This window comes from Mesorhizobium sp. P160187 (genome assembly GCF_057766425.1).
Window position 1 is genome coordinate 1,187,314 of the sequence record NZ_JBYMDX010000004.1, and the last position, 22,495, is coordinate 1,209,808.

Sequence of the window (22,495 nt, forward strand, 5' to 3'; positions counted from 1 at the left end):
GCCTCTAACCGTTTGTCGGTGATCAGCGATGCCGTGAAGGCACCTATTTCAAAATCTCCGCATCCCTTGGCACGCCGGCATCGATCGCCTCGGCGGTCCGGCTCGACACGGCCATGATCTTGCCCGCGGCCGAAAGGTTCGGGCGCACATAGACCTGGGCTACGCCGTTGACCCGGCTGTAGAGGTCGATGATGTCCTGGTTCATGAAGCGCACGCAGCCCGACGACGCGTTCTTGCCGATGGAATCCCATTCCGGCGTGCCGTGCAGCCGGTACATCGTGTCCTTGCCGTCGCGGAACAGATAGAGCGCACGCGCGCCGAGCGGGCTCTGCGGTCCCGGCGGCATGCCGTCCTTATATTTCGCCAGTTCCGGCCGGCGCTGGATCATTTCGGGCGGCGGCGTCCACACCGGCCATTTCTTGCGCGCCTGGATCACGGCGCTGCCGGTCCAGCCAAACCCGGCCTTGCCGAGGCTGACGCCATAGCGCATTGCCTTGCCGCCGTCGCGCACCAGATAGAGAAAATGCTCGGATGTATCGACAACGATCGTGCCGGGTTTTTCGCCGGTCGGATCGTCCACGATCTGGCGCACGAACTTCGGATCGAGCTTGGCCACGGGGATTGCCGGCAATGAAAAGCCCTCATCGACGCGCGCCGAATACATGGTGGCGGCATCGCCCAGAGCCGGTTCAGGCGCCGGGGCGGGCGTTGGCGGCACCACGACATCGGTCGTGGTGCAGGCTGAAAGCGCCATGGAAGCGGCACCCAAAGCGGATATTCCAAGAAACGCGCGCCGGTTCAGGCGCTCGGAAAAAAGCGGATTGTCGGACATGATCCCCCCAGCCTATTCATCATATCCAACAGGATATGCGACCCCACGCGGCGACGACCCATAGCCCATTCCGGATGTTTTGAGAACTGATTAGCGTGAAGCCGCCAGGTGGCATGTTCCAATGCCGCATCGACCTTGTCCGTCAAATCGGCGATCATTGCCGGGCGGACTTTGAGATGAACCTTCGCCGAACAGCCATGGACGAAAAAATACCACCGCGCCGGCGCACCGGCGACCTGACCAGCGGCCCGATTCCGCGCACGCTGCTTTTGTTCGCTCTGCCGGTGCTCGGCTCCAACGTGCTGCAATCGCTCAACGGTTCGATCAACGCCGTCTGGGTCGGCCGCTTCCTCGGTGAATCGGCGCTGACCGCCACCTCCAACGCTAATCTGGTGCTGTTCCTGATTCTCGGCACCGTGTTCGGGATCGGCATGGCCGCGACCATCCTGGTGGCGCAATCGGTCGGCGCCCGCGACCTGCCCGAGGCGCGGCGCATCGTCGGCACCAGCGCCACCTTCTTCTTCCTCGTCTCGGCTATCTTCGCCGTCTGCGGCTGGATCTGGGTCGACGCCATCCTCAACACACTGGGCACCCCGCCCGATGCGCTGCCGCTGGCGCGCTCCTATCTGCGTATCATCTTCGTCGCCGTGCCGATGATGAATCTTCTGTCCTTCGTCATGACGGTGCTGCGCGGTGCGGGTGATTCGCGCACGCCATTCCTCTTCATGGCGCTCGCCGTCGTGCTCGACATCATTCTCAATCCGCTGCTCATTCGCGGCATCGGCCCCTTCCCCGAACTCGGCATCGCCGGCTCCGCCACCTCGACGCTGATCGGCCAGACGGTGAGCGTGACCGCCATCCTCGTCGTGCTTTATGCCAGAAAGCATCCGTTGCGGCTCGCCGGCGCGAACCTCGCTCTGCTGCGGCCGGATCCGGCGCTGCTCAGGATCGTCGTCTTCAAGGGCGTGCCGATGGGCCTGCAGATGATCGTCATTTCGGCGGCGGCGCTGACCGTAATGGGCATCGTCAACTCCTACGGCTCGCAGGTCGCCGCCGCCTACGGCATCGCGGCGCAGCTGTGGACCTATATCCAGATGCCTGCGCTGGCGATCGGCGCCGCAGTCTCGTCGATGGCGGCCCAGAATGTCGGCGCAGGGCGGTGGGACCGCATCGGTCGCATCGCGGCGTCCGGCGTCAGCTTCAACCTGGTGCTCACCGGCGCCCTGGTGGCGCTGCTGTTCTTCTTCGACAGGCCAGTGCTCGGCCTGTTCCTTAGCGGCGACAGCACCGCAATCGACATTGCAGCCCACATCAACAAGGTGGCGTCCTGGTCGTTCATCCTGTTCGGCGTCACCATCGTGCTGTTCGCCACTGTGCGCGCCACCGGTGCCGTGATGCCGCCGCTGATCATTCTGGTGATTTCCGTGCTGGTCGTGCGTACCGGCTTTGCCTACTTCTTCAGGAGCTACATCGGCGAGGAAGCCCTGTGGTGGAGTTTCCCGGCGGGATCGATCACCTCGCTGGTGCTGGCCGCCGCCTATTATCGCTTCGGCCGCTGGCGCACCATGCACATGATCGAGGACCGGCCGGCCGCCGGCGAGCCGCCCGACACCGGCCTCGGCATCCCGCGCGGACGGGCAAACATGGCGCCCGAGACGCCAAACGGGTGAGGCTCAGCGCGCGTATTTGACGCCGAACCCCAGCGCTACGACAGAGAACAGCGTGATCATGCCGACGAAGGCCAAGCTTGCCGTCGTCGGAGTGGCCCAACTCGACAGCAGCCCAATGCCGATCACCGGCAGCGCATTGCCGCAGAAGCAGCAGATGAAGAACGCCGACACCAATTCGGCGCGACGCTCGGCAGGTGCGATCTGGTTCACCACCTGCAGGCCGCCGCGATAGCCGAGCGCCGCCGCCACGCCGCACACAGCGGTGGCGGCAACCATCAGGGACATCGACGCGAAAAACTGAGCAGCAACCATCAGCCCTACGGCCGGGATCATCAGCGCCAGCGCGGCCAGCATGCCGGCGCGACTGGACAGTCGGGTCGTGGCCAGAATGGTCGCGGCCGCAACGATCGACAGTTCAAAGAACAGCGCGCCGGCCTCGGCATGGTTGGCCACATGCAGCTGCTGCGCCAGGATGCTCGGCGCCAGGGCTGCATAGAAGCCGACCAGCGCCATGGCGCCGAAACCGGTGACCGCCGGCGCCACGAAGGCAGCGCGGATATCGCTCGGCACCGATAGCCGTGGCCGCAACGAAACGTCGGTCAGCCTGCCCGGCCGGGACACGGTTTCGCGGGTACGCCAGATCAGCAGCGTCACCACCACCAGCAAGGCAAGATAGACCGCAAACGTTAGTCTCAACGGCCAGGGCGCATATTCGGCGAGCAGGCCCGATGCCAGCGCGCCGAGGCCAAGGCCAACGAAGTTGGTGCTGGTGGCGATGATTGCCGCGCGCGATTTGTCCTTACCCTCGATCAATTCGGCAAGCCAGGCCGTGCCGGTTCCCGCGCCGACGCCGATGCCAAGGCCGCTCAATATGCGGGCGACATCGAGCCATGCGACGTTCTCGGCCAACAGGAACACCAGCGCGCTGACCACCGCTATGGCCATCGACGCCAGCGCCGCAGGACGGCGGCCAATGCCGTCGGACAAGCGCCCGAACATCAGCAATGCGCCGAGATTGCCGACGACATAGACGGCGTAGACCAGCGTCAGCGTGATCTGCGAGAAACCGAAGGCCTGCTTGTAGATGACGTAAAGCGGCGTCAGCACCGTGCTGCCGGCGAACAGAGCGGCGATCATGGCGGCAACCGCGGCCATCGCGGGCCGGCCATCGAGTCCGTTGTCGCGCGTTATGGTCTCGGCATAGCTGGTCATGGCAACCTCCGGCCAATCGCCCAACGCCCAATTGCGCCCCAACGTCCATGTAAGGATGGCCGTTCCACGCGCCGAACTTCATCCTGACAACCTTGTCAGGATGGTCTTGCCCGAAATCCTCGCTTAACGTCTTTCCATCGAGAAGGAGAATCCATGGGAAAAGGCAGAGTCGAGGCATTCACCGATGGGGTGGTCGCCATCATCATCACCATCATGGTGCTGGAGCTGAAAGTGCCCCATGGGGAGGATTTTTCAGCGCTTCTGCCGCTGTGGCCGATCTTTTTCAGCTATGTCTTGTCGTTCATCAATGTCGGTATCTACTGGAACAATCTGCACAACATGTTCCACACCGTCCAAAGGGTCGACGGCCGCGTGCTGTGGGCCAACCTCAACCTTCTGTTCTGGTTGTCGCTGATGCCGGCGACGACGGCCTTCATGGGCGAGAACCATTTCGCGCCGGTCCCCGTCGCCGTCTATGGCATCGACCTGGTGCTGTGCGCGGTCGCCTACACCTTTCTCGCCACCAAGCTGCACCATTTGCACGGCAACGACACCGCCTTCGCCAAGGCGCTGGGCAATGACCGCAAGGGCAAGATCTCGGTGGCCCTCTACGCCGCCGCCGTCCCGCTTGCCTTCGTCAACCAATGGATCGGCGTTGCGATCTTCGTGCTGGTGGCCGCCGTCTGGTTCGTTCCGGACACGCGTTTTTCGCGGGTGCTGGAAAAGTAGCGTAGGACGCCTCTACTTGCGCATCGCCTTCAGCTTTTCGGCAACCGACGCGGCCAGGTCGGCATAGCGCTCCTCCAGCCGCTCGGCCGCCTTGATGATCGAAAAATCATGGCCGAATTTTTCCAGCGCCATGCGCAATTTCTCGACGAACTCGGCCTGTTTTTCGAGTGCCGAAAACAAGGTCTTCACCTGCGCTTCGCTTATGTCCGGATTGGCAAGCATCTGTGGCACCTCGCGGCCCATCTGGTCGCCGGTGGCGGTCTGCTCCTTCAGGATCGCAACCCAGTCGGTCAATCGGCAGTCTCCTGTTCAGCCGCAGCATGCACAGCCGCCGTTGATGCGGTCAACCCGAACACGCGGGACGGCCTTGCACGATGCGCGTCCCGCGCTAAGTTCGGCGCCACCCGAACCCTAGGAAAAAGATCATGACCTCCGACGCCGAAATCCAATCCGCTTTGCCCGCCCTCAGCCGAGGCAACGTCGCCGTCATCACCGGGGGCGCCAGCGGCATCGGGCTTGCCGCCGCCAAAAGGCTGGCGGCTATGGGCATGAGACTGGTGCTGGCCGACATTGGCGGCGCGCGCCTCGATGCGGCCCGCCAGGCAGTCGCCGCGATCGCCGGCGAGAATGCCGTGCTTGCGGTCGCCACAGACGTCTCGAAGGCCGACGAACTCGGCCGGCTGGCGGAAAAGACGCATGCCGCTTTCGGCGCCGTATCGCTGCTGATGAACAATGCCGGCGTCGGCAACAATCCGGGAAAACCGTGGGAGAACGGCGACGCCTGGAAGCGGCTGATCGACATCAATTTCTGGGGCGTCGTACATGGCGTCGAGGCCTTTGCGCCGGCCATGCTGGCCTCCGGAGAGCCGGGCCTGATCATCAACACCGGCTCCAAGCAAGGCATCACCACGCCACCCGGCAATCTCGCCTACAACGTATCCAAATCGGCATTGAAGACGTTCACCGAAGGCCTGGCGCACGCATTGCGCAACGAGCCGGGCGCGAAGGTCGCGGCGCATCTTCTCATTCCCGGCTTCACCTTCACCGGCCTCACCGAAGGAGCGGTCGAAAAACCCGCTGGCGCCTGGACCGGCGAGCAGGTGGTCGACTTCATGCTGGCTTCGCTGGCGCGCGGGGACTTCTACATCCTGTGCCCCGACAATGAGGTGATGCGGCCGACCGATGAAAAGCGCATGGCCTGGGCGATCGGCGACATCATCGAGAACCGGCCTGCTCTCTCGCGCTGGCACCCCGACCATAAGGACGCTTTCGCGGCCTTTATGGGAAACTGATCGTCGAACTCAGCCAAAGCCGAGACTCAGGCGGGCGCGCGTTTTTTCGCGGTGCGCTTTTGCGCGACGGCCTTCTTGCCCGCCAGTTCGGCGAGCTCGTGGTCATGGCGTTTTGCCGCCCGCTCGCATTTGTCTCTGATCTCCTCGACCTCGGATTCGGTCAGGTGCTCGATGCCGATGAAATGATTGTGGCCCTCGCTGACGCGGATCAGTTCGTCGAGCTTGGCCTGAACCGCGGCGCCGTCGCGGTTCTGGGTGTTCTGAATCAGGAACACCATCAAAAAGGTGATGATCGTCGTTCCCGTGTTGATGACGAGCTGCCACGTATCGGAGAAGCCGAAGAATGGCCCGCTTACCGCCCAGACGATAACGATGGCGCAACAGGCGATGAAAGTCGGCGGCAGGCCCGCCAAGTGCGAAACGGTGTTGGCGATTCTGGTAAACAGCTTTTCGATCATTCACATCCTCAACCGTTCAAAGCGCGACGAGCTGACCAAGGCCGCATTCATCGCTCCAACAATAAACAACCGGCAGCCGCTTCCGGTTCCCTGTCGCAGAGGGCATCGCTGGTGCAATTGTATGCACGCCAAAGGCGCAGCGCCGTGAAAAGCCGCCTTATCGGTTTGTTGCCATTAGTCACCATGCAGGCCAAAACCTGTTCGTTCCGCTTCACGGCGGATTTGTCTCCAAGCCCCTTCCGCTGCGCCACCCCCGCATGGCGGAAGGGGTCCGTTGCGTTGCCGCAGACCGGCGGAACTCTTCCCGACACGTGCCGTTCAGAATTTTGGCGCCAGGATTTCGGCCAGCCAGTCGATGAAACCGCGCACGCGCGGCGAGCTCTCAGGAATGCTCTTGCTCCCAACGATCGAGGAAATCCTCAATCGGCAAGGCCTGCATGTCGGGAACCGCTTTGGCGAGTTTCTCCGGCGGCCAGTCCCACCAGGCAAGGCTTTCGATCCGCGCCGCGATCTCGGAGGGAAAGCGCATGCGCAACGGCTTCGCCGGTACGCCGGCGACGATTGTGTAGGCCGGCACATCCCGCGTCACCACCGAATTGGCGCCGATGATGGCGCCATTGCCGATGCTGATCTCGGGCATGATGACGGCGCCATGGCCGATCCAGACATCATTGCCGATGCCGACCGCCTTGGCCTGCCGCCGCGCGCGGAACGCCGCGTCGACGCCCAGCCAGCGGAAATACTCGTTCGGCCGGTAGCTGAGCTTGTGCTGCGTGATCCGCTCGATCGGATGCTCCAAGGCATTGATGCGGCTGTTGGCGGCGATCGAGCAGAATTTTCCGATCGTCGTGTAGATCGCCTCGGCGTGGCGCTCGAAATAGGAGAAATCGCCGACATTGACCTCGCGCAGCACCACCCGTTCGCCGATCGAGGCATAGCGGCCAAGCTTGCACGCTTTCAGCTCCGCGGTCGAATGGATGCGCGGCTCGGGATCTTTCAGGACGAGGTTTTCGGTACGGTCCATCTGGCGGATTTACCCCCGCGCAATTGCGGAAGCAATTGTCGCGTTGCGCCCGGAGGATCGTTATTTCGGCTTGCCGCCGGTCCACACCACGTTCTGGCCGAACAGCGGCACGGTCGTCACCGACATTTTCGCCGAGCCGTCCTGCACTTGGCGCGAATGCGAGAGATAGATCAGCGTCTCGTTCTTCTTGTCGTAGATGCGGTTCACCACCTGCTTCTTCCAGATCAGGCTGATGCCTTGCTTGAACACCTCTTCGCCGCCCTCGCTCATGTCGATGTCGCCGATGGTGATCGGCCCGGTCTGGCGGCAGGAGATCGAGGAATCAGACGGATCCTCGAACCAGTTGCCCTTGTGCAGCCGGTCGATGACGCTGCGGTCGAAATAGGAGACATGGCAGGTCACGCCGTCGATCTTGGGATCCTTGATCGCCTCGACGATGATGTCGTTGCCGACCCAATCGACGCCGACCTTGCCGACTTCCTCTGCCGCTGCGGCACCGGCGCCAAGGGCAATGCATGCGGCCAGCGCGCCGCCGATCAGTTTCTGCCCAATCCGTCTCTGCCCAGTCCGTCTTTGCAAGGGAGCCTCCTCAGGTTCAGTTTGCCGGTCTCAGGTGGGATAAGGGCCAGCTGTTTGCAAGGTAGCGCCCAGCCCGGTTGCGGCAACGCGGCATCTTTGCCTTGCCCCCTGCGACCGGCTAAGACTGCCGGCAGAGAGGCGCCGATCCGGCGCTCGATGATTTCTGCTACGGACAATTCCTGATGATGCGTTCAATTCTGGTCGGCATTCTCGTTCTGATGGCGGCGGGCATCGGCTGGCTCACCTTTGACTTCTATCGCGGCCACTATGGTGGCGAACCGTATGGCGCGCCATTCACGCTGGTCGACCAGAAAGGCGCGCCAATCACCGAAGCCGCCTTCCGGGGAAAACCCAGCATCGTCTTCTTCGGCTTCACCCATTGCCCGGAAGTCTGCCCGACCACTTTGTTCGAAATGGCCGGCTGGCTGAAGACGCTGGGCGACGACGGCAAGAACCTCAACGCCTACTTCGTTACCGTCGATCCAGAGCGCGACACGCCGCCTGTGATGAACACTTACGTCAGCAATTTCTCCGACCGCATCGTCGGCATATCGGGCGATCCCGACAAGGTGCACGCCATGGCGAAGTCCTTCAACATCTACTGGAAGAAGGTCGACACCGGCGACGGCGATTATACGATGGACCACACCGCCTCGGCGCTGCTGCTCAATGCCAAGGGCGAGTTTTCGGGCACCATCGCCTATGGCGAAAGCGCCGATACCGCGATTGCCAAGCTGAAGCGGCTGGCAGCAGGCTAGGCATGATCCCTAAATGTGGAATCCGGTTTTCTCGGACAGAAAAGTGTTGTCCAGAGATCATGCTCAAGCAAGAGACCAACTGATGGGTCAGACCAGGCTCCACTTCATCGCTGGTAAGATCGAGGCCGACCGCATCTTTGCCGCGCTCGAGCCGGCTTTCGAGGATGAAGGCCTGCCGATCGCCGTGCTCGAAGTCGATGAAGACCGCGACATCTATGAGGTTTCGCTCTACACCGACGGCAATGTCGACGCGGTTGAGGCGCGGCTAAAAGACAGCCTTGTGGGACTGTCCCTGTCGAAGCCGATCGAGCGCGAGGTTTTGCCCGACATCGACTGGGTGGCGCGCTCGCTGGAGGGACTGAAGCCGGTGCGCGCCGGACGTTTCTTCGTCCATGGCGCGCATGACCGCCGGAAGCGCCACAGCGGCGAACTCGCCATCGAGATCGAGGCCGGCCTTGCCTTCGGCACCGGCCATCACGGCACCACGGCCGGCTGCCTCGAAATGCTGGAACGGGTCGTGCGCCGCGAACGTCCCAGGAATGCCCTCGACCTCGGCACCGGCAGCGCGGTGCTGGCAATCGCCGTCGCCAAACTGGCGCATATTCCGGTGCTGGCGACCGACATCGATCCGATCGCCGTCAGGGTCGCCGCCGCCAATGCCCGCCTCAACCACGTCAAGGCGCTGGTTGAAACGGTGACGGCGCCCGGCTTCCACCACCCGATCTTCGGCAAGCGCGCGCCTTTCGACCTCATCGTCGCCAACATATTGGCGCGGCCGCTGATGCGGCTGGCGCCTGAGATGGCCAGGCACATCAGCCTCGGCGGCTCGATCGTGTTGTCCGGCATCCTCGAGCGCCAATGCAATGCGGTGATCTCGGCCTATGTCGGCCAGAATTTCCGGCATGTCAGGACCTTGCATCGCGAAGGCTGGGTGACGATCCACCTGAAGCACTGAGACGCAACGCGCTTTGGACCAATCCGAGCCTGTTGCGATTGGCGAAAATCGATTCCGGTTTTCCGGGTCATGCGCTACGGTCGCGCCCGATACAGGAGGCATACCATGTTCCAGACCTTCGATTCCGCAGGCGACCCCAGCGTCGGCAAGCCGCGCGTGACGTTGCTGCGGCGATGGCTGGCGGATAATGGCCTCGACGGTTTCCTGGTGCCGCGCGCCGACGAGCACCAGGGCGAGTATGTCGCCGATCGCTCGGCGCGGCTGAAATGGTTGACCGGCTTCAGCGGCTCGGCGGGCGTAGCACTTGTGCAGCGTGACCGCGCCTTCATGTTCGTCGATGGCCGCTATACCTTGCAAGTGCGCCACGAGGTCGATCTCGACATTTTTGCGATCGAGAGTCTCGTCGACAACCCGCCGGCCTCCTGGATCAAGGACAATCTCGGCAAGGGCGCCAGGCTTGGCTTCGACCCGTGGCTGCACACGATCGCTGAGGTCAAGGCGCTGAAAACCTCGGCCGAGCAATCCGGCGCGACGCTGGTGCCGCTCGACAGGAACCCGATCGACATCATCTGGAAGGATCAGCCGGCGCCGCCCGTGGCGCCGGTCGAAATCCACCCGATCGGCTTTGCCGGGGAACTCGCCAAGGACAAGCTGGCGCGGCTGGTGGCGGCAATCGGCAAGGAGGGCGCGACGCACGCCGTGCTCACCGACCCCTCCTCGATCGCCTGGGCCTTCAACATCCGTGGCGGTGACGTGCCGCACACGCCGCTGGCGCTCGGCTTCGCGATCCCTGCCGCCGACGGCAAGCACCAGCTGTTCATGGACCAGCGCAAGTTTTCGCGCACGGTCGCCGCCTATCTCACCCAACTCGCCGATCTGCACGAGCCCGGCGAATTCGAGGCGGCGGTCGTTACCCTTGCCAAGGGCGGCGCCAAGATCGCGCTCGACCCGGTGCTGGCGGCGGAGAAGCTGAGAATGCTGGTCGAGGACAATGGCGGCGCATTTGTTTCAGCGGCCGATCCCGCCCGCATTCCGCGCGCCACCAAGAACCAGGCGGAAATCGCCGGCAGCCGCGCCGCGCACCGCCGAGACGGGGCGGCCGTGGCGAAACTGCTGTGCTGGCTGGAACGGCAAAAGCCGGGCACGCTCGACGAAATAACCGTTGTCACCAAGTTGGAGGAGGTGCGCCGGCAGACCGGCGAGGAAACGCAGATGCCGCTGCGCGACGTCTCCTTCGACACCATTTCAGGCAGCGGTCCGAACGGCGCCATCATGCACTACCGCGTGTCGCGCGCCACCAACCGCGAGCTGGCAAAGGGCGAGCTGTTCCTGCTCGATTCCGGCGCCCAGTATCAGGACGGCACCACCGATATCACCCGCACGGTGCCGATCGGCCAGCCGACCGAGGAGATGCGCGAGCGCTTCACACTGGTGCTGAAAGGTATGATCGGCATTTCCACTCTGCGCTTTCCCGCCGGCACGCGCGGCTCGGAAATCGACGCGGTGGCGCGCATGGCGCTGTGGAAGCATGGCTGCGACTTTGCCCACGGCACCGGCCATGGCGTCGGCTCCTATCTGGCGGTGCACGAAGGGCCGCAGCGCATCGCCCGCACCGGCACCGAAAAGCTGCTGGCCGGCATGATGCTGTCCAACGAGCCCGGCTATTACAAGGAAGGCTCCTACGGCATCCGCATCGAGAACCTGATCCTGGTGACACCGGCTGAACAGGTGGAGGGCGGCGACATCGCCATGCACGGTTTCGAGACGCTGACGCTGGCGCCGATCGATATCAGGCTGATCCGCACCGACCTGTTGACGCGCGAGGAGTTGCACTGGCTGGATACTTACCATGCCTGGGTGCTGGCCGAGATCGGCCCGATGCTCGACGGCGAGACGCTGGCTTGGCTGGAGAAAGCGACAGCGCCGCTGCCGCACGACGCCAAGATCTGAAATGAGCTTCTTTCTCCCCGTCACTATACGGGGAGGTGAGGAGCGGTCCGCGAAGCGGACGAAAAGCCAATTGCTTGGCTTTTCGAGTGACGAACGCCCGCCAGGGCAATGAGCGGCGGCGCCGACAGTTCGAAACTGTTCCGCGCGCAGGCGCCCTATGCCACAAACTGCCGCGCGAGGACCAGCACCACCGCCCCGGCCAGAAACATCGCCATCAGGCCGCCGCGCAGCGAGACCACAGCGGCGACGACCAGCGCCGCCCATTCCGCCGGTCCGGCGCTAAGTGCGGCGGGCGCCACCAGCGTCGTCAACACTGCGGCCGGCACGGCATTCAAACCCGCCTCGACGCGTGGATGGATGTGGTCGAAGCGCGAGATCACCAGATGGCCGCCGACGCGGGTGAGATAGGTGGCGATCGCGCCGGCAATGATGATCCACAAGTTCGCGCTCATCGTTTTGCCTCCACACCGCTATGGTGCGGCGGCAGGATGACGGCCAGAAGCACGCCTGCAACGGCGCCGATGGAGACGTGCCATGGCGATCCCACAGTTTTGTAGGCAATGATCGACGCCGCGGCGCTGGCGATCACCACCGGCAGCCACAGTGGCCGGTTGCGAAAGCCCATGACCAGCCCGAGGAAATAGATCGGCAGCAGGAAGTCGATGCCGAGCGCATGCGTGTCCGGGATCAGCTTGCCGAACACCGCGCCCAGCGCGCTCTCGATCCCCCAGAACACATAGACCGGCAGGCCAAGCCCCATGTACCAGGCAAAGCCAACGGTCTCGCCGGCTTCGGCCTTACGCTCGGCCACCGCGAATTGCGGATCGGTGAGCACGAAATAGCCCAGCGCTTGGCTGATAACCGGCCAGTGCGCGATTCGCCGGCCGATGCTGGCGGAGTAAAGCACGTGACGGAAGTTTACGGCGAAGATCGACAGCACGATCAGCCATGGCGCGACATGCTGGCCGAACAATTCGATGCCGACCATCTGGCTGGCGCCGCCGAAGATCAGCGCGCTCATCAAGAAAGCTTCGAGAACGGAAAAGCCGTTGTCGACGGCGATGGCGCCGAACAGCAGCCCAAATGGCGCCGCGGCGACAACCACCGGCATCGACAGCCGCACGCCGTCCCAGAAGTCGCTGGCCACGGAATTTTCGCTTAAGGTCTCTGCCGACATGTCACATTCCCATCTCGCGCTGCTATGTAGGAGCCGGCGTTTGAAAAGTCAGACGAATTCGCTTGAGCCAACAAATCAGCGAAACTGATGTTGTAAAAACAAATGAGGGGGTTCGGATGATCGCTTATGACTTCACCGGCAGGCACGCGGTCGTCACCGGCGCCGGTGGCGGTATGGGCGAGGCGATCTCGCTGGCGCTGCTCGATGCCGGCGCCTCGGTCACCGCCATCGACGTCAAGCCGCGTCCGGCGTCGCTTGCCGCCTATGACGACCGGCTCACCTTTGCCCAGGGCGACCTCACCGACGCCGCCTTCGTCGAGCAGACCATCAATGCCGCGGGCCGCGAGCGCGGCGGCATCGATTATCTCGCCAATGTCGCAGGCGTGCTCTGGTTCGGTCGCGACAAATCGGCCCTCGAGATGGACCTCGATGTCTGGGATCAGGTCTTCAACATCAATCTGAAATCCTTCGTCCACACCGCGCGGGCGGTGGTTCCGCATATGCGGGCCGGCGGACGCGGCGGCGCCATGGTGCACTTCTCCACCATCCAGTGGTATCGCGGCGATCCGACCCCGCAGGATGCCTACCAGGCATCGAAGGCCGGCGTCTGTGCGCTGTCGAAGTCGCTCGCCATGCAGTTGGCGGGCGATGGCATCCGCTCCAATTCGATCTGCCCGGGAATGGCGTTGACGCCGCTGCAGGCGCGCTGGGACACCGAAGAGAAACGCGCGGCCGTTGCCAATTATGCGCCGCTCGGCCGCATCGGCACGCCGCAGGACATGGCCAATGCCGCGCTATTCCTGCTTTCCGATGCGGCAAGCTACATCACCGGCATCGAACTGGCAGTCGACGGCGGTCTTTTGATGCGGATGTAGCCGTGCAGTGCGCCGGGCTGATTTAGCTCCGCGGTGCCGTGCCCTGGATCGCCCTGCCCCAGTCAAGCAGCGGCTTGGCGCGCAAGGCGAAATCGACAAGCTCGTCGACCAGCGTCGGCGCGTGAATTCCAGCCGGATCGATCATGTGCTGGACATAGAAGTGCCGGTTGCGGATGGCGTCGACAAGGTCGGGTTCGTTGACCTGCTCGAAGCCGCGCGGCGTGCGCTTCATGCGGCCCTCGGTTTCAAGTTCGAAGCCGTTTTTCTTCAGCGTTGAGAGCAGTTTTCGGAACTCGGCCGGCCGGGCGACGATCGCCTTGCGCATCGCCAGCAGCAGGGACGGCTCCGGATTCCACCAGGCGACATCGGCAAAGCAGCGGTCGATCCCGACATAGACGAAGAACACGCCCTGCTCCATCTTGGTGCCATCCGGCGACAGCATGGCCGACAAATGCTGGTTGTAGGGCCGCTTGTCCTTGGCGAAGCGCACGTCGCGGTTGATGCGAAACAGTGACTTCTTGCGGTCTCCGCGCAAGCCCAGACCCGCCGCCGCGAAGCGCTCGGTCAGCGTCTCGACCAGATCGCAGAACGGCTCATGCAACTCGCTGTCGTAAAGCGCGCGGTTTTCCTGGAACCATTCGCGGCTCTGGTGGAAGTCGAGCGCCTTGAGGAACGGTATGGCCTTTTGCCCGAACCCTTTGAACGAACCGGCGGTCATGCCTTGCCGACCCGTTGCAGCCATGTGTCCTCGTCGATGACTTCGACGCCGAGTTCGCTGGCCTGCTTCAGTTTGGAGCCAGCGCCCGGCCCGGCCACCAGCAGATCGGTCTTCGCCGACACCGAACCCGCCACCTTGGCGCCGAGCCGTTCGGCCATCGCCTTGGCTTCGGAGCGTGTCATCTTTTCCAGCGTGCCGGTGAAGACGATGGTCTTGCCGGCAACCTCGCTGTCGGTCGACACGGTGACGACATACGGCTTCGGCTTGACCTGTTCGAGCAGTCTGTCGAGCACGTCGTCATTGCGTTCATTGCCGAAGAAATCGCGCAACGCGTCGATCACCGTGTCGCCAATGCCGTTGATGGAGGGGAAGACGCTGTGCGGATCCTCAGCCGCCGCCGTTTCCTTGCCGACGCGGATCAGCTCCTCGATGGTCGAAAACGTCCGGGCAAGCACGGCCGCCGTCGTTTCGCCGATATGGCGGATGCCGAGTGCGAAGATGAAGCGGTCGAGCTCCGGCTCGCGGCGCGAATCGATGGCCGCGAACAGCTTGTCGAGGCCTTCATAATTGCGGTTCTCGACACCGCGCACATTCTTGCGCGCCTTGCCCGATGCCGCCTCGCGCTGCCTAGCCTGCTCCTCGCGCCGCTCGGCCAGCGCCCTGGTGACGGCCGGGCGGCGATCCCTGAGGGTGAAGATATCGGCGGCGGTCTTGACCAGTCCCGAATTGAAGAACAGGTCGATATTCTCGGCGCCCAGCCCCTCGATGTCGAGCGCGCCGCGCGACACGAAATGACGCAGCCGCTCCACAGCCTGCGCGGCGCAGATCAGCTCGCCGGTGCAGCGCCGGCGCGAATCCTCCTTGCCGGTCTTCTCGTTGATTTCGCGCGTCGCCGGCGAGCCGCAGACCGGACAAATGTGCGGGAATTCATAAGGCACCGCATCAGCCGGCCGCTTATCGACGACCACGCTGACGATCTGCGGAATGACATCGCCCGCCCGTTGTATGACAACCGTGTCACCGATGCGGACATCGATGCCGTCGCGAATCGGCAGGCCGTTGCTGTCGAAGCCCTTGATGTAGTCCTCATTGTGCAGTGTGACGTTTTCGACCACCACGCCGCCGACCGTGACGGGCGCCAGCCGCGCCACCGGCGCCAGCGTGCCGGTACGGCCGACCTGGATGTCGATCTTCTGCACCGTCGTCATCGCCTGTTCGGCCGGGAATTTGTGCGCAACGGCCCAGCGCGGCTCACCGGTGACAAAGCCCCAGCGACGCTGCAATTCCAGCTGGTCGACCTTGTAGACGACACCGTCGATGTCGTAGCCGAGCGACGAACGCAGCTCCTCGATCTTATGGTAGTGCGCGATCAGCTCCTCGACCGACTTCGCCCGCACCATCAACGGGCTGACCTTGAACCCCCATTCGGCGAATTTCTGCACCGAATCATATTGGGTCGGCGCCGGATCCGCTGTCGTGTAGCCCCAGGCATAGGCAAAAAATTTAAGATTGCGGCTGGCGGTGACGGACGCATCCTTCTGTCGCAAGGAGCCCGCTGCCGTGTTGCGCGGATTGACATAGTCCTGGCCCCCCACCGCCGCCGAGCGGGCCTTCAGTGCCTCGAATTCCGCATAGGTCATGTAGACTTCGCCGCGGATCTCGATGGTCTCGGGCCAGGCCGATCCTTTCAGCTTGGCGGGGATGTCGGCGATGGTCCTGAGATTGGCGGTGATGTCCTCGCCGACAGTGCCGTCGCCGCGCGTAGCACCCTGCACGAACACACCGCGTTCATAGCGCAGCGACGCCGACAGGCCGTCGATCTTCGGCTCGGCCGTAAACGCGATGTCGAGATCCTTGTCGCGGTCGAAGAAGCGCCGGCCACGCTCGATGAAATCGGTGACGTCCTCGTCTGTATAGGCCTTGGCGAGGCTGAGCATCGGCACCGCATGGCGCACCTTGGCAAAGCCCTCCGCCGGCGCGGCGCCGACCCGCAGCGAGGGCGAATCCCCGCGCACCAGACCGGGAAACCGCTCCTCGATGGCAAGGTTGCGCCGCCGCAGCGCGTCATATTCCGCGTCCGTAATCGTCGGCGCGTCCTCGGCATGATAGCGCCTGTCATGACCGGCGATCTCCTCGGCCAGCCGCTGGAGCTCATCCGCGGCTTCGCTTTCGCTCAACGATTCGACTGGCTTTTCAGACATGCAGCGGTCCCTGGACAGTGGCGCGACACCATAAATCAGGATTTCGGAAAAAGCATTCCTGAACAGCGGGATGGAGCCATATCCTGACTCAGTCCGAAAGCCTTGCGACGACTACGCTGCAGCAATATTCTCGCGCAGCAGCCGTTCCGCGGCTGCGCGCGCCTCGTCGGTGATGGTAGCGCCGGCCAGCATGCGCGCGATCTCTTCCTGGCGCGCCGCCCGGTCCATTTCGGCGATGCCGGTGGCGACCTTGTCCGAGCCGCCGGATTTGGAGATCAGGAAATGCGTCGCAGCACGTGCCGCCACTTGCGGAGCATGCGTGACCGACAGCACCTGCACGCGTTTCGACAGCCTGGCCAGCCTTTGGCCGATCGCATCGGCCACGGCGCCGCCGACGCCGGTGTCGATCTCGTCGAAGACCAATGTCGGCGCCGAGCCACGGTCGGCCAGCGCCACCTTGAGCGCCAGCAGGAAGCGCGACAGCTCGCCGCCGGAGGCGACCTTCATCATCGGCCCAGGCCTGGTGCCGGGATTGGTGCGCACCCAGAACTCGACCTGGTCGATGCCTTCTTCCATGCGGTTCTCGCCATCGCTGGCCAGTTCGACGATGAACTCGGCCCGTTCCAGCTTCAGCGCTGGCAGCTCGGCCATGACAGCCTTGGTCAGCCCGACCGCCGCGGCATGGCGAAGCGAGGACAGCTGGGCTGCTGAGATATCGTAGGCCTCGCGCGCCGCCGCGGCCTGCTTTTCCAGGACATGCAGGCGCCCCTCGCCGGCATCGAGATCGGCAAGGTCGGCCAACATGGTGTCGCGCAGTTGCGCCAGATCGTCGACAGCGACACTGTGCTTGCGTGAGGCCGCACGCAGCGAAAACAGCCGCTCCTCCGCCTTCTCCAGCCGCTGCGGGTCGTATTCGGTAGCGCGCAGTGCCGCCTCGACGCCCGATTGCGCTGCATCCAGCGACAGCATCGCCTCATCCAGCGACTTCACCACATCCTCGAGCAGGCCCGGCGCTTCGCTGGCCTTGCGCTGCAGGCGCCGGAGCAAACTGGCCAGTTGCGGCAGTGGCGAGGACGGGCCTGACAGCACATCCTGCGCATCGTGTATTTCCGAAGCGATCTTTTCCGCCCGCATCATCGTGGCGCGCAATTCGGCCAGTTGCGTCTCTTCGCCGGGCTGCGGATCGAGCTTTGCCAGTTCCGCCACCGAGGCCCTGAGATAATCGGCCTCGCGCGCCGCTGCCTCGACCTTGGCGCGGTGCCTGACGAACTCCTGCTCGGCGCCACGCCAGTAGCGCCACGCCTCGCCGGTCGCGCGGGCAGCGCCCAGATGGCCGCCAAAACTGTCCAGCAATTCGCGATGGGCGCCGGGATCGACCAGAGCCCGCTCGTCATGCTGGCCGTGGATCTCGACCAGCGCGTGGCCGATGTCGCGCATCAGGGTGACGCTGGACGGCTGGTCGTTGACGAAGACACGGGTGCGGCCATCCGCGGTCTGCAGCCGGCGCAGGATGATGTCGCCGTCATCCTCGATGGCGTTTTCGGCCAGCAGCGCGCGCACCGGGTGGTTGCGCGGCACATCGAAGACGGCAATGACCTGGCCCTGTGCCGCGCCGTGGCGCACCAGCGAGGCGTCGCCGCGCGCGCCAAGCGCCAGCGACAGCGCGTCGAGAAGGATGGATTTGCCGGCGCCGGTTTCACCGGTCAGCACGGAAAGGCCGGGCTGGAAGTCGATATCCAGCTTCTCGATCAGGACGATATCGCGGATCGACAGTCTGGAAAGCATCAGAACCCGGACCTCAAGCAATTCCGGGAAAAGTGCGTAGCGGTTTTCCGTCCGGAATTGCGTAGAACAAAAAGTTAGGACGGTTCAGCGCCTCAATCAAACCACTGAACCGCTGTGAAGCGGCATGCGACCGATGGAGTCGCAGCGCCGCACTATCTTTTTGTTTGAGCGTCGGATCAATCCGAAAAGCGCGTTCCGCCTCAGTCGATGCTCGGGCGTCAGGCGCCGGTGATCAGCTTGCCGGCCTTGGATATCCACGATCCGGCATTCTCGCGCGGCTCAAGCCCGTTGCTCTGCAACAGCTTGTAGGTATCCTTGTACCATTGGCTGTCGGGATAATTGGTGCCGAGCACAGCAGCGGCGGTTTGCGCTTCCGAGGTCAAGCCCATGGCGTAATAGCTTTCGGCCAGACGCGCCAGCGCCTCTTCGACATGGCGGGTGTTGGAATAGTTCTCGACAACGTTGCGGAAGCGCTTGACGGCAGCAATGTATTCGCGCCGCTCGAGATAATAGCGGCCGATCTGCATCTCTTTGCCGGCCAGCTGGTCGTTGGCGAAACGGATCTTTTCCTTGGCGTCGTCGACATATTCCGACGTCGGCCAGCGCGTCACCAGATCCTGCATCGTCTGCACGGTCTGGCGTGCTTCCTTCTGATCCTGGGTGACGTCCTTGATCTGCTTGTAGTAGCTCAGCCCGATAATATACTGGGCGTAAGCCGCGTCGTCGGTCGACGGATAGAGCGTGAGATAGCGCTTGGCCGAGCCGATCGCTTCGTCATAACGGCCGGCGCGATAGTCGGCGAAGGCGCCCATCACCATCGATTTGCGGGCGAATTCCGAATAGGGGTGCTGGCGGTCGACGGCGTCGAACTTCTTGCTCGCCTCATCCAGGCGGCCGGCATTGAGATTGGCAAGGCCTTGATTGTAAAGGACGTCGGCCGGTTCGGTCTGGTCGACATAGGTCGACAGGTCGACGTCTTTCTCGGACGACATGCAGGCCGAGAGGAAGAGCGATGGCACAACCACCGAAAGCGCCAGGAAAACAGCCCGATACGGCGCTTTCGATTGACCAACTCGCTTGAAGAACATGATTGGATTGCGCCCTTTCGGCGTTAGTTCAATGCCTTTCGCATGGCGTTCCCTCAAAACTGATCCCCACTTTTGAGCGACATGCGCCTAACAGACGGCAGCAGCCATAAACCATAACTGCCTTGCCCAGCAACGCTATGTCTAGCCAATCGCACATTTTTGTGGCGGCTTGGTGTTGCCCGGAAAGCTATGCACTTTCACCGCCGGTGATGCATCCGTGCAACACCGGCCAGCGTTCAGAAAGCCAGAAATACGTTAAGAATCAGATCACCCAAGGTGCAAAGACAGGGCCGGTGACGGCGCTCATCTCGGCGGTGCGGCCGCGCTCGCGGCGCGTGGTCTCGACGACCTCGAAGGCCGAACGGTCGGACAGAAGTCGCCGCAAAGCAGCCGCATTCATCCGGTGACCGCCGCGATAGGAGCGGAAGCAACCGATGAAACGGGCGCCGGCCAGCGCCAGGTCGCCCATGGCGTCCATCGTCTTGTGGCGAGCGAACTCATTGGGATAGCGCAGGCCACCCATGTTGATCACCCGGTTGTCGTCGCCGATCACCAGCGAGTTCTCCAGCGAGGAGCCCAGCGCATAGCCGGCCGCCCACAGCCGCTCGACATCCTTCATGAAGCCGAAGGTGCGGGCGCGCGCGATATCCTGGCGAAAGATGTCGGGGTTGATGTCGGAGGCGAATAGCTGGCGGCCGATCGCCGGGCTTTCGAAATCGATCTCGACCTCGAAGCGCGTGCCGCTATAGGGCCTGAACTCGGCCCAGGACGCGCCATTCTCGATGCGGACGGGCTTGACCACCCTGATGTAGCGGCGCTTGACCGCCAGCGTCTCGATGCCGGCTTGGTCGATGGCTTCCACGAACGCCACCGCACTGCCATCGAGGATCGGAACCTCATGACCGTCGATCTCGATGACGATGTTGTCGATGCCGAGCCCGAAAAGCGTCGCCATCAGATGTTCGACGGTGGCGATATGCTCGCCTGCCGGATCGCCGAGCATGGTGCAGAGATCGGTCGCGCCGACTTCAGCAACCAGCGCGCGGAACTCGCGGCTCTCGCTTCCGTTCGAAAGGTGGAAGAGCACGCCGGTGTCGGCGTCCGCAGGGAGGAAATTGACGGTGACCGGTTTGCCGCTGTGAACGCCGGTACCGGTCAGCGTTGCACGCGATTTCAGTGTCGTCTGATAGTCTTGCAAGACAAACCCCATAGCCCAAACGCCTAAGTCCGCTTTAACCCAAAAGGCGCGGCTCTTTTTTATCGGCAGGCAGGGCCACTTCCCCGAATCCCAGCACACCGAAAGTGCTGCGGCAAAGATAATGGTCTGTCAGGGAGACTCCAAATCACGGTTTCTTACTCTGTGTAACCGCGACAGACCTTGAGCGTCACATCGTAACGCCTTGTTATTAAACCACTTTAAACGTTAACAGGCAGACAATCTCTCGTCTGCCTGTTAACAAGTGTTACATACCGTTAACGGCTCAGTTGGCCTGGCGGCGCAGGAAAGCCGGTATCTCCAGCTGGTCGTCTTCCTGGGTCGACCTGGTCTGCGGCGTCAACCGGCCCTGATCGTCGAGCTGGCCGCGGCGCGGCGCGTAAAGCTGCGGATCCTGGCTGGCAAGGCGGCGCATTTCCGGCGCCGCCTGGCGCAGTTTCGGTTCGCGCGGCTGAGCCGGCTGCAACCGGGCCGGCTCTTCTTCGCGGCGCGTCAGCCCGTTGGTCAGCCGCTTGAGCAGCCCCATCGGCCCGCTGTTTTCATGGTCGGCCGGACGGCCCTTGGCTTCCACCTCGGCCCGCACCACCGGCGGAAAATCCTCCACCCGCGGCATGCGCTGCGGTGCGGCAGCCACCGGCTGCGGCATTTCCCGGATCGGCGCCGGTTGCATCACCTGCTGCACGACAGGCTGCGGCTGGGCAGGCGGGGCTTGGAAGATCTTGCTCTGCGGGCGGAAATCTTCCGCCTGGGCCATCGGCGCCGGACGAGCCATTGCCGCCGCATTGGCCTCGGCAAGCTGGATCGCCTCGGCCACCGGATCGGCCGCGCGCTGCTCATAGGTCTGCTGCTGGACCGGTGCCGGACGGCCTTCCGCCCCCGGAGCCGCTGGGCGGCTGACCGGCTTCTGCTGCGGCGGTACGGCCCGGATCGAGATCGGCGCCGCGGCAATTTCAGCTGCCGATTTGTCGATGCCGGTGGCGACCACCGAGACGCGGATGACGCCTTCGAGTTCCTCGTCGAAGGTGGCGCCGAGGATGATGTTGGCGTCCTGATCGACTTCCTCGCGGATGCGGGTCGCGGCCTCGTCGACTTCGAACAGGGTTAGGTCGCGGCCGCCGGTGATCGAGATCAGCAGGCCCTTGGCGCCCCTCATCGAGGTCTCGTCGAGCAACGGATTGGCGATCGCCGCCTCGGCGGCGGCCATCGCGCGGCCCTCGCCCGAAGCTTCGCCGGTGCCCATCATCGCCTTGCCCATTTCGCGCATCACCGAACGCACGTCGGCGAAGTCGAGATTGATCAGACCTTCCTTGACCATCAGGTCGGTGATGCAGGCAACACCGGAGTAGAGCACCTGGTCGGCCATGGCGAAGGCGTCGGCAAAGGTGGTCTTGTCATTGGCCAGCCGGAACAGGTTCTGGTTGGGGATGACGATCAGGGTATCGACACATTTCTGCAGCTCCTCGATGCCGAGATCCGCCGTCTTCATGCGGCGCTGGCCTTCGAAATGGAACGGCTTGGTGACGACGCCGACGGTGAGGATACCCCGTTCGCGCGCCGCGCGGGCAACCACGGGAGCCGCACCGGTTCCGGTGCCGCCCCCCATACCGGCGGTGACGAAGCACATATGGGTGTTGGAGAGATGATCGATGATCTCATCGATGCACTCTTCCGCCGCCGCACGGCCCACTTCAGGCTGCGAGCCGGCGCCGAGCCCCTCGGTGACATGCGCGCCGAGCTGGATCAGCCGCTCGGCCTTCGACATGGTCAGCGCCTGTGCATCGGTGTTGGCCACGACGAACTCGACACCGCGCAAGCCCGCGGTGATCATGTTGTTGACGGCATTGCCGCCGCCGCCGCCGACACCGAATACGGTGATCCGCGGCTTGAGCTCGGTGATGTCCGGCTTTTGCAGATTGATCGTCATTGTCTCCGTCCTTTGCCTTTCCCGCCGCTTCGCCGCCGCGGCCGCCTATGGG

The 22,495-nt window shown here is 63.5% G+C and carries 21 protein-coding genes; 7 read left to right on the plus strand and 14 right to left on the minus strand.

Translation table 11 applies throughout. The features are described 5' to 3' along the window. Positions 1–43: 43 nt before the first annotated feature. Positions 44–832: a L,D-transpeptidase gene (locus AC3CCE_RS22810; RefSeq protein WP_027050611.1), complete on the minus strand. Its 789-nt coding sequence runs from the start codon at positions 830–832 to the stop codon at positions 44–46. 197 nt (positions 833–1,029) lie between these two features. On the opposite strand from AC3CCE_RS22810, the gene AC3CCE_RS22815 reads away from it, so the two are divergent. Next, on the plus strand, positions 1,030–2,502 hold the full coding sequence (locus AC3CCE_RS22815; RefSeq protein WP_488377215.1) for an MATE family efflux transporter: 1,473 nt from the start codon (positions 1,030–1,032) through the stop codon (positions 2,500–2,502). Between the two features lie 3 nt (positions 2,503–2,505). Here AC3CCE_RS22815 and AC3CCE_RS22820 read toward each other — a convergent pair whose 3' ends face one another. Then, positions 2,506–3,714, minus strand: coding sequence for an MFS transporter (locus AC3CCE_RS22820; protein WP_352626736.1), 1,209 nt, complete (start codon positions 3,712–3,714; stop codon positions 2,506–2,508). 153 nt (positions 3,715–3,867) lie between these two features. On the opposite strand from AC3CCE_RS22820, the gene AC3CCE_RS22825 reads away from it, so the two are divergent. Continuing rightward, a complete protein-coding gene (locus AC3CCE_RS22825; RefSeq protein WP_023682120.1) occupies positions 3,868–4,443 on the plus strand; it encodes a TMEM175 family protein in 576 nt (191 codons plus the stop codon). 12 nt (positions 4,444–4,455) lie between these two features. Here AC3CCE_RS22825 and AC3CCE_RS22830 read toward each other — a convergent pair whose 3' ends face one another. Further along, a complete protein-coding gene (locus tag AC3CCE_RS22830) occupies positions 4,456–4,737 on the minus strand; it encodes a hypothetical protein (RefSeq protein WP_023668298.1) in 282 nt (93 codons plus the stop codon). 131 nt (positions 4,738–4,868) lie between these two features. Between AC3CCE_RS22830 and AC3CCE_RS22835 the strand changes: the two genes are divergently transcribed. Continuing rightward, positions 4,869–5,735, plus strand: a complete 867-nt coding sequence (locus AC3CCE_RS22835) for an SDR family NAD(P)-dependent oxidoreductase (RefSeq protein WP_023682121.1) — start codon at positions 4,869–4,871, stop codon at positions 5,733–5,735. A 26-nt stretch (positions 5,736–5,761) separates the two neighbouring features. Here the strand turns inward: AC3CCE_RS22835 and AC3CCE_RS22840 are convergent, their stop codons facing one another. From AC3CCE_RS22840 to AC3CCE_RS22850, 3 genes are all read right to left on the minus strand, one after another. Further along, positions 5,762–6,193 (minus strand): low affinity iron permease family protein, encoded by a 432-nt coding sequence (locus tag AC3CCE_RS22840; RefSeq protein ID WP_023750938.1) that lies wholly within the window; start codon positions 6,191–6,193, stop codon positions 5,762–5,764. Positions 6,194–6,575: 382 nt separating this feature from the next. Beyond that, entirely contained in the window at positions 6,576–7,217 is a 642-nt protein-coding gene (locus AC3CCE_RS22845; RefSeq protein WP_023733062.1) for an LbetaH domain-containing protein, read from the minus strand. 60 nt (positions 7,218–7,277) lie between these two features. Then, on the minus strand, positions 7,278–7,796 hold the full coding sequence (locus AC3CCE_RS22850; protein WP_023753104.1) for a CreA family protein: 519 nt from the start codon (positions 7,794–7,796) through the stop codon (positions 7,278–7,280). Between the two features lie 182 nt (positions 7,797–7,978). On the opposite strand from AC3CCE_RS22850, the gene AC3CCE_RS22855 reads away from it, so the two are divergent. The 3 genes from AC3CCE_RS22855 to AC3CCE_RS22865 all read left to right on the plus strand — a co-directional run bounded on the left by AC3CCE_RS22855 (position 7,979) and on the right by AC3CCE_RS22865 (position 11,459). Then, on the plus strand, positions 7,979–8,554 hold the full coding sequence (locus tag AC3CCE_RS22855) for an SCO family protein (protein WP_023697009.1): 576 nt from the start codon (positions 7,979–7,981) through the stop codon (positions 8,552–8,554). Positions 8,555–8,636: 82 nt separating this feature from the next. After that, on the plus strand, positions 8,637–9,509 hold the full coding sequence (locus tag AC3CCE_RS22860) for a 50S ribosomal protein L11 methyltransferase (protein ID WP_023733063.1): 873 nt from the start codon (positions 8,637–8,639) through the stop codon (positions 9,507–9,509). Positions 9,510–9,614: 105 nt separating this feature from the next. Next, positions 9,615–11,459, plus strand: coding sequence for an aminopeptidase P family protein (locus AC3CCE_RS22865; RefSeq protein WP_023753103.1), 1,845 nt, complete (start codon positions 9,615–9,617; stop codon positions 11,457–11,459). 155 nt (positions 11,460–11,614) lie between these two features. Here AC3CCE_RS22865 and AC3CCE_RS22870 read toward each other — a convergent pair whose 3' ends face one another. Both AC3CCE_RS22870 and AC3CCE_RS22875 read right to left on the minus strand, forming a co-directional pair. Further along, positions 11,615–11,911, minus strand: a complete 297-nt coding sequence (locus AC3CCE_RS22870) for an AzlD family protein (protein ID WP_023826605.1) — start codon at positions 11,909–11,911, stop codon at positions 11,615–11,617. Beyond that, positions 11,908–12,636, minus strand: coding sequence for an AzlC family ABC transporter permease (locus tag AC3CCE_RS22875; RefSeq protein WP_023668289.1), 729 nt, complete (start codon positions 12,634–12,636; stop codon positions 11,908–11,910). Before AC3CCE_RS22875 ends, AC3CCE_RS22870 begins: the two co-directional genes overlap by 4 nt. A 116-nt stretch (positions 12,637–12,752) precedes the next feature. On the opposite strand from AC3CCE_RS22875, the gene AC3CCE_RS22880 reads away from it, so the two are divergent. Then, positions 12,753–13,511 carry an SDR family NAD(P)-dependent oxidoreductase gene (locus AC3CCE_RS22880; RefSeq protein WP_023682129.1) on the plus strand — a complete coding sequence of 253 codons (759 nt, stop codon included), beginning with the start codon at positions 12,753–12,755 and terminating at the stop codon, positions 13,509–13,511. 22 nt (positions 13,512–13,533) lie between these two features. Here the strand turns inward: AC3CCE_RS22880 and AC3CCE_RS22885 are convergent, their stop codons facing one another. The 6 genes from AC3CCE_RS22885 to ftsZ form a co-directional block, all read right to left on the minus strand. Continuing rightward, positions 13,534–14,229, minus strand: a complete 696-nt coding sequence (locus tag AC3CCE_RS22885; protein WP_023682130.1) for a DUF2461 domain-containing protein — start codon at positions 14,227–14,229, stop codon at positions 13,534–13,536. Then, positions 14,226–16,430 carry an NAD-dependent DNA ligase LigA gene (gene ligA, locus AC3CCE_RS22890; RefSeq protein WP_352626741.1) on the minus strand — a complete coding sequence of 735 codons (2,205 nt, stop codon included), beginning with the start codon at positions 16,428–16,430 and terminating at the stop codon, positions 14,226–14,228. The genes AC3CCE_RS22885 and ligA overlap by 4 nt, the downstream gene beginning before the upstream one ends. Before the next feature lie 111 nt (positions 16,431–16,541). After that, positions 16,542–18,215 (minus strand): DNA repair protein RecN, encoded by a 1,674-nt coding sequence (gene recN, locus AC3CCE_RS22895; protein ID WP_352626743.1) that lies wholly within the window; start codon positions 18,213–18,215, stop codon positions 16,542–16,544. Positions 18,216–18,433: 218 nt separating this feature from the next. Next, a complete protein-coding gene (locus AC3CCE_RS22900; protein WP_023668284.1) occupies positions 18,434–19,303 on the minus strand; it encodes an outer membrane protein assembly factor BamD in 870 nt (289 codons plus the stop codon). Between the two features lie 262 nt (positions 19,304–19,565). Beyond that, complete coding sequence (gene lpxC / locus AC3CCE_RS22905; RefSeq protein ID WP_023668283.1) at positions 19,566–20,513, minus strand: UDP-3-O-acyl-N-acetylglucosamine deacetylase; 948 nt, start codon at positions 20,511–20,513, stop codon at positions 19,566–19,568. Positions 20,514–20,784: 271 nt separating this feature from the next. Further along, positions 20,785–22,443 (minus strand): cell division protein FtsZ, encoded by a 1,659-nt coding sequence (gene ftsZ / locus AC3CCE_RS22910; RefSeq protein ID WP_023699603.1) that lies wholly within the window; start codon positions 22,441–22,443, stop codon positions 20,785–20,787. Between the last annotated feature and the right edge of the window lie 52 nt (positions 22,444–22,495).

Excerpts from the sequence above, each read along its gene's own strand:
- AC3CCE_RS22810 (WP_027050611.1), bottom strand. The coding sequence starts at position 832 with ATGTCCGACAATCCGCTTTTTTCCGAGCGCCTGAACCGGCGCGCGTTT.
- AC3CCE_RS22815 (WP_488377215.1), top strand. The coding sequence starts at position 1,030 with ATGGACGAAAAAATACCACCGCGCCGGCGCACCGGCGACCTGACCAGC.
- AC3CCE_RS22820 (WP_352626736.1), bottom strand. The coding sequence starts at position 3,714 with ATGACCAGCTATGCCGAGACCATAACGCGCGACAACGGACTCGATGGC.
- AC3CCE_RS22825 (WP_023682120.1), top strand. The coding sequence starts at position 3,868 with ATGGGAAAAGGCAGAGTCGAGGCATTCACCGATGGGGTGGTCGCCATC.
- AC3CCE_RS22835 (WP_023682121.1), top strand. The coding sequence starts at position 4,869 with ATGACCTCCGACGCCGAAATCCAATCCGCTTTGCCCGCCCTCAGCCGA.
- AC3CCE_RS22840 (WP_023750938.1), bottom strand. The coding sequence starts at position 6,193 with ATGATCGAAAAGCTGTTTACCAGAATCGCCAACACCGTTTCGCACTTG.
- AC3CCE_RS22845 (WP_023733062.1), bottom strand. The coding sequence starts at position 7,217 with ATGGACCGTACCGAAAACCTCGTCCTGAAAGATCCCGAGCCGCGCATC.
- AC3CCE_RS22855 (WP_023697009.1), top strand. The coding sequence starts at position 7,979 with ATGATGCGTTCAATTCTGGTCGGCATTCTCGTTCTGATGGCGGCGGGC.
- AC3CCE_RS22860 (WP_023733063.1), top strand. The coding sequence starts at position 8,637 with ATGGGTCAGACCAGGCTCCACTTCATCGCTGGTAAGATCGAGGCCGAC.
- AC3CCE_RS22865 (WP_023753103.1), top strand. The coding sequence starts at position 9,615 with ATGTTCCAGACCTTCGATTCCGCAGGCGACCCCAGCGTCGGCAAGCCG.
- AC3CCE_RS22870 (WP_023826605.1), bottom strand. The coding sequence starts at position 11,911 with ATGAGCGCGAACTTGTGGATCATCATTGCCGGCGCGATCGCCACCTAT.
- AC3CCE_RS22875 (WP_023668289.1), bottom strand. The coding sequence starts at position 12,636 with ATGTCGGCAGAGACCTTAAGCGAAAATTCCGTGGCCAGCGACTTCTGG.
- AC3CCE_RS22880 (WP_023682129.1), top strand. The coding sequence starts at position 12,753 with ATGATCGCTTATGACTTCACCGGCAGGCACGCGGTCGTCACCGGCGCC.
- AC3CCE_RS22885 (WP_023682130.1), bottom strand. The coding sequence starts at position 14,229 with ATGACCGCCGGTTCGTTCAAAGGGTTCGGGCAAAAGGCCATACCGTTC.
- ligA (WP_352626741.1), bottom strand. The coding sequence starts at position 16,430 with ATGTCTGAAAAGCCAGTCGAATCGTTGAGCGAAAGCGAAGCCGCGGAT.
- recN (WP_352626743.1), bottom strand. The coding sequence starts at position 18,215 with ATGCTTTCCAGACTGTCGATCCGCGATATCGTCCTGATCGAGAAGCTG.
- AC3CCE_RS22900 (WP_023668284.1), bottom strand. The coding sequence starts at position 19,303 with ATGTTCTTCAAGCGAGTTGGTCAATCGAAAGCGCCGTATCGGGCTGTT.
- lpxC (WP_023668283.1), bottom strand. The coding sequence starts at position 20,513 with ATGGGGTTTGTCTTGCAAGACTATCAGACGACACTGAAATCGCGTGCA.
- ftsZ (WP_023699603.1), bottom strand. The coding sequence starts at position 22,443 with ATGACGATCAATCTGCAAAAGCCGGACATCACCGAGCTCAAGCCGCGG.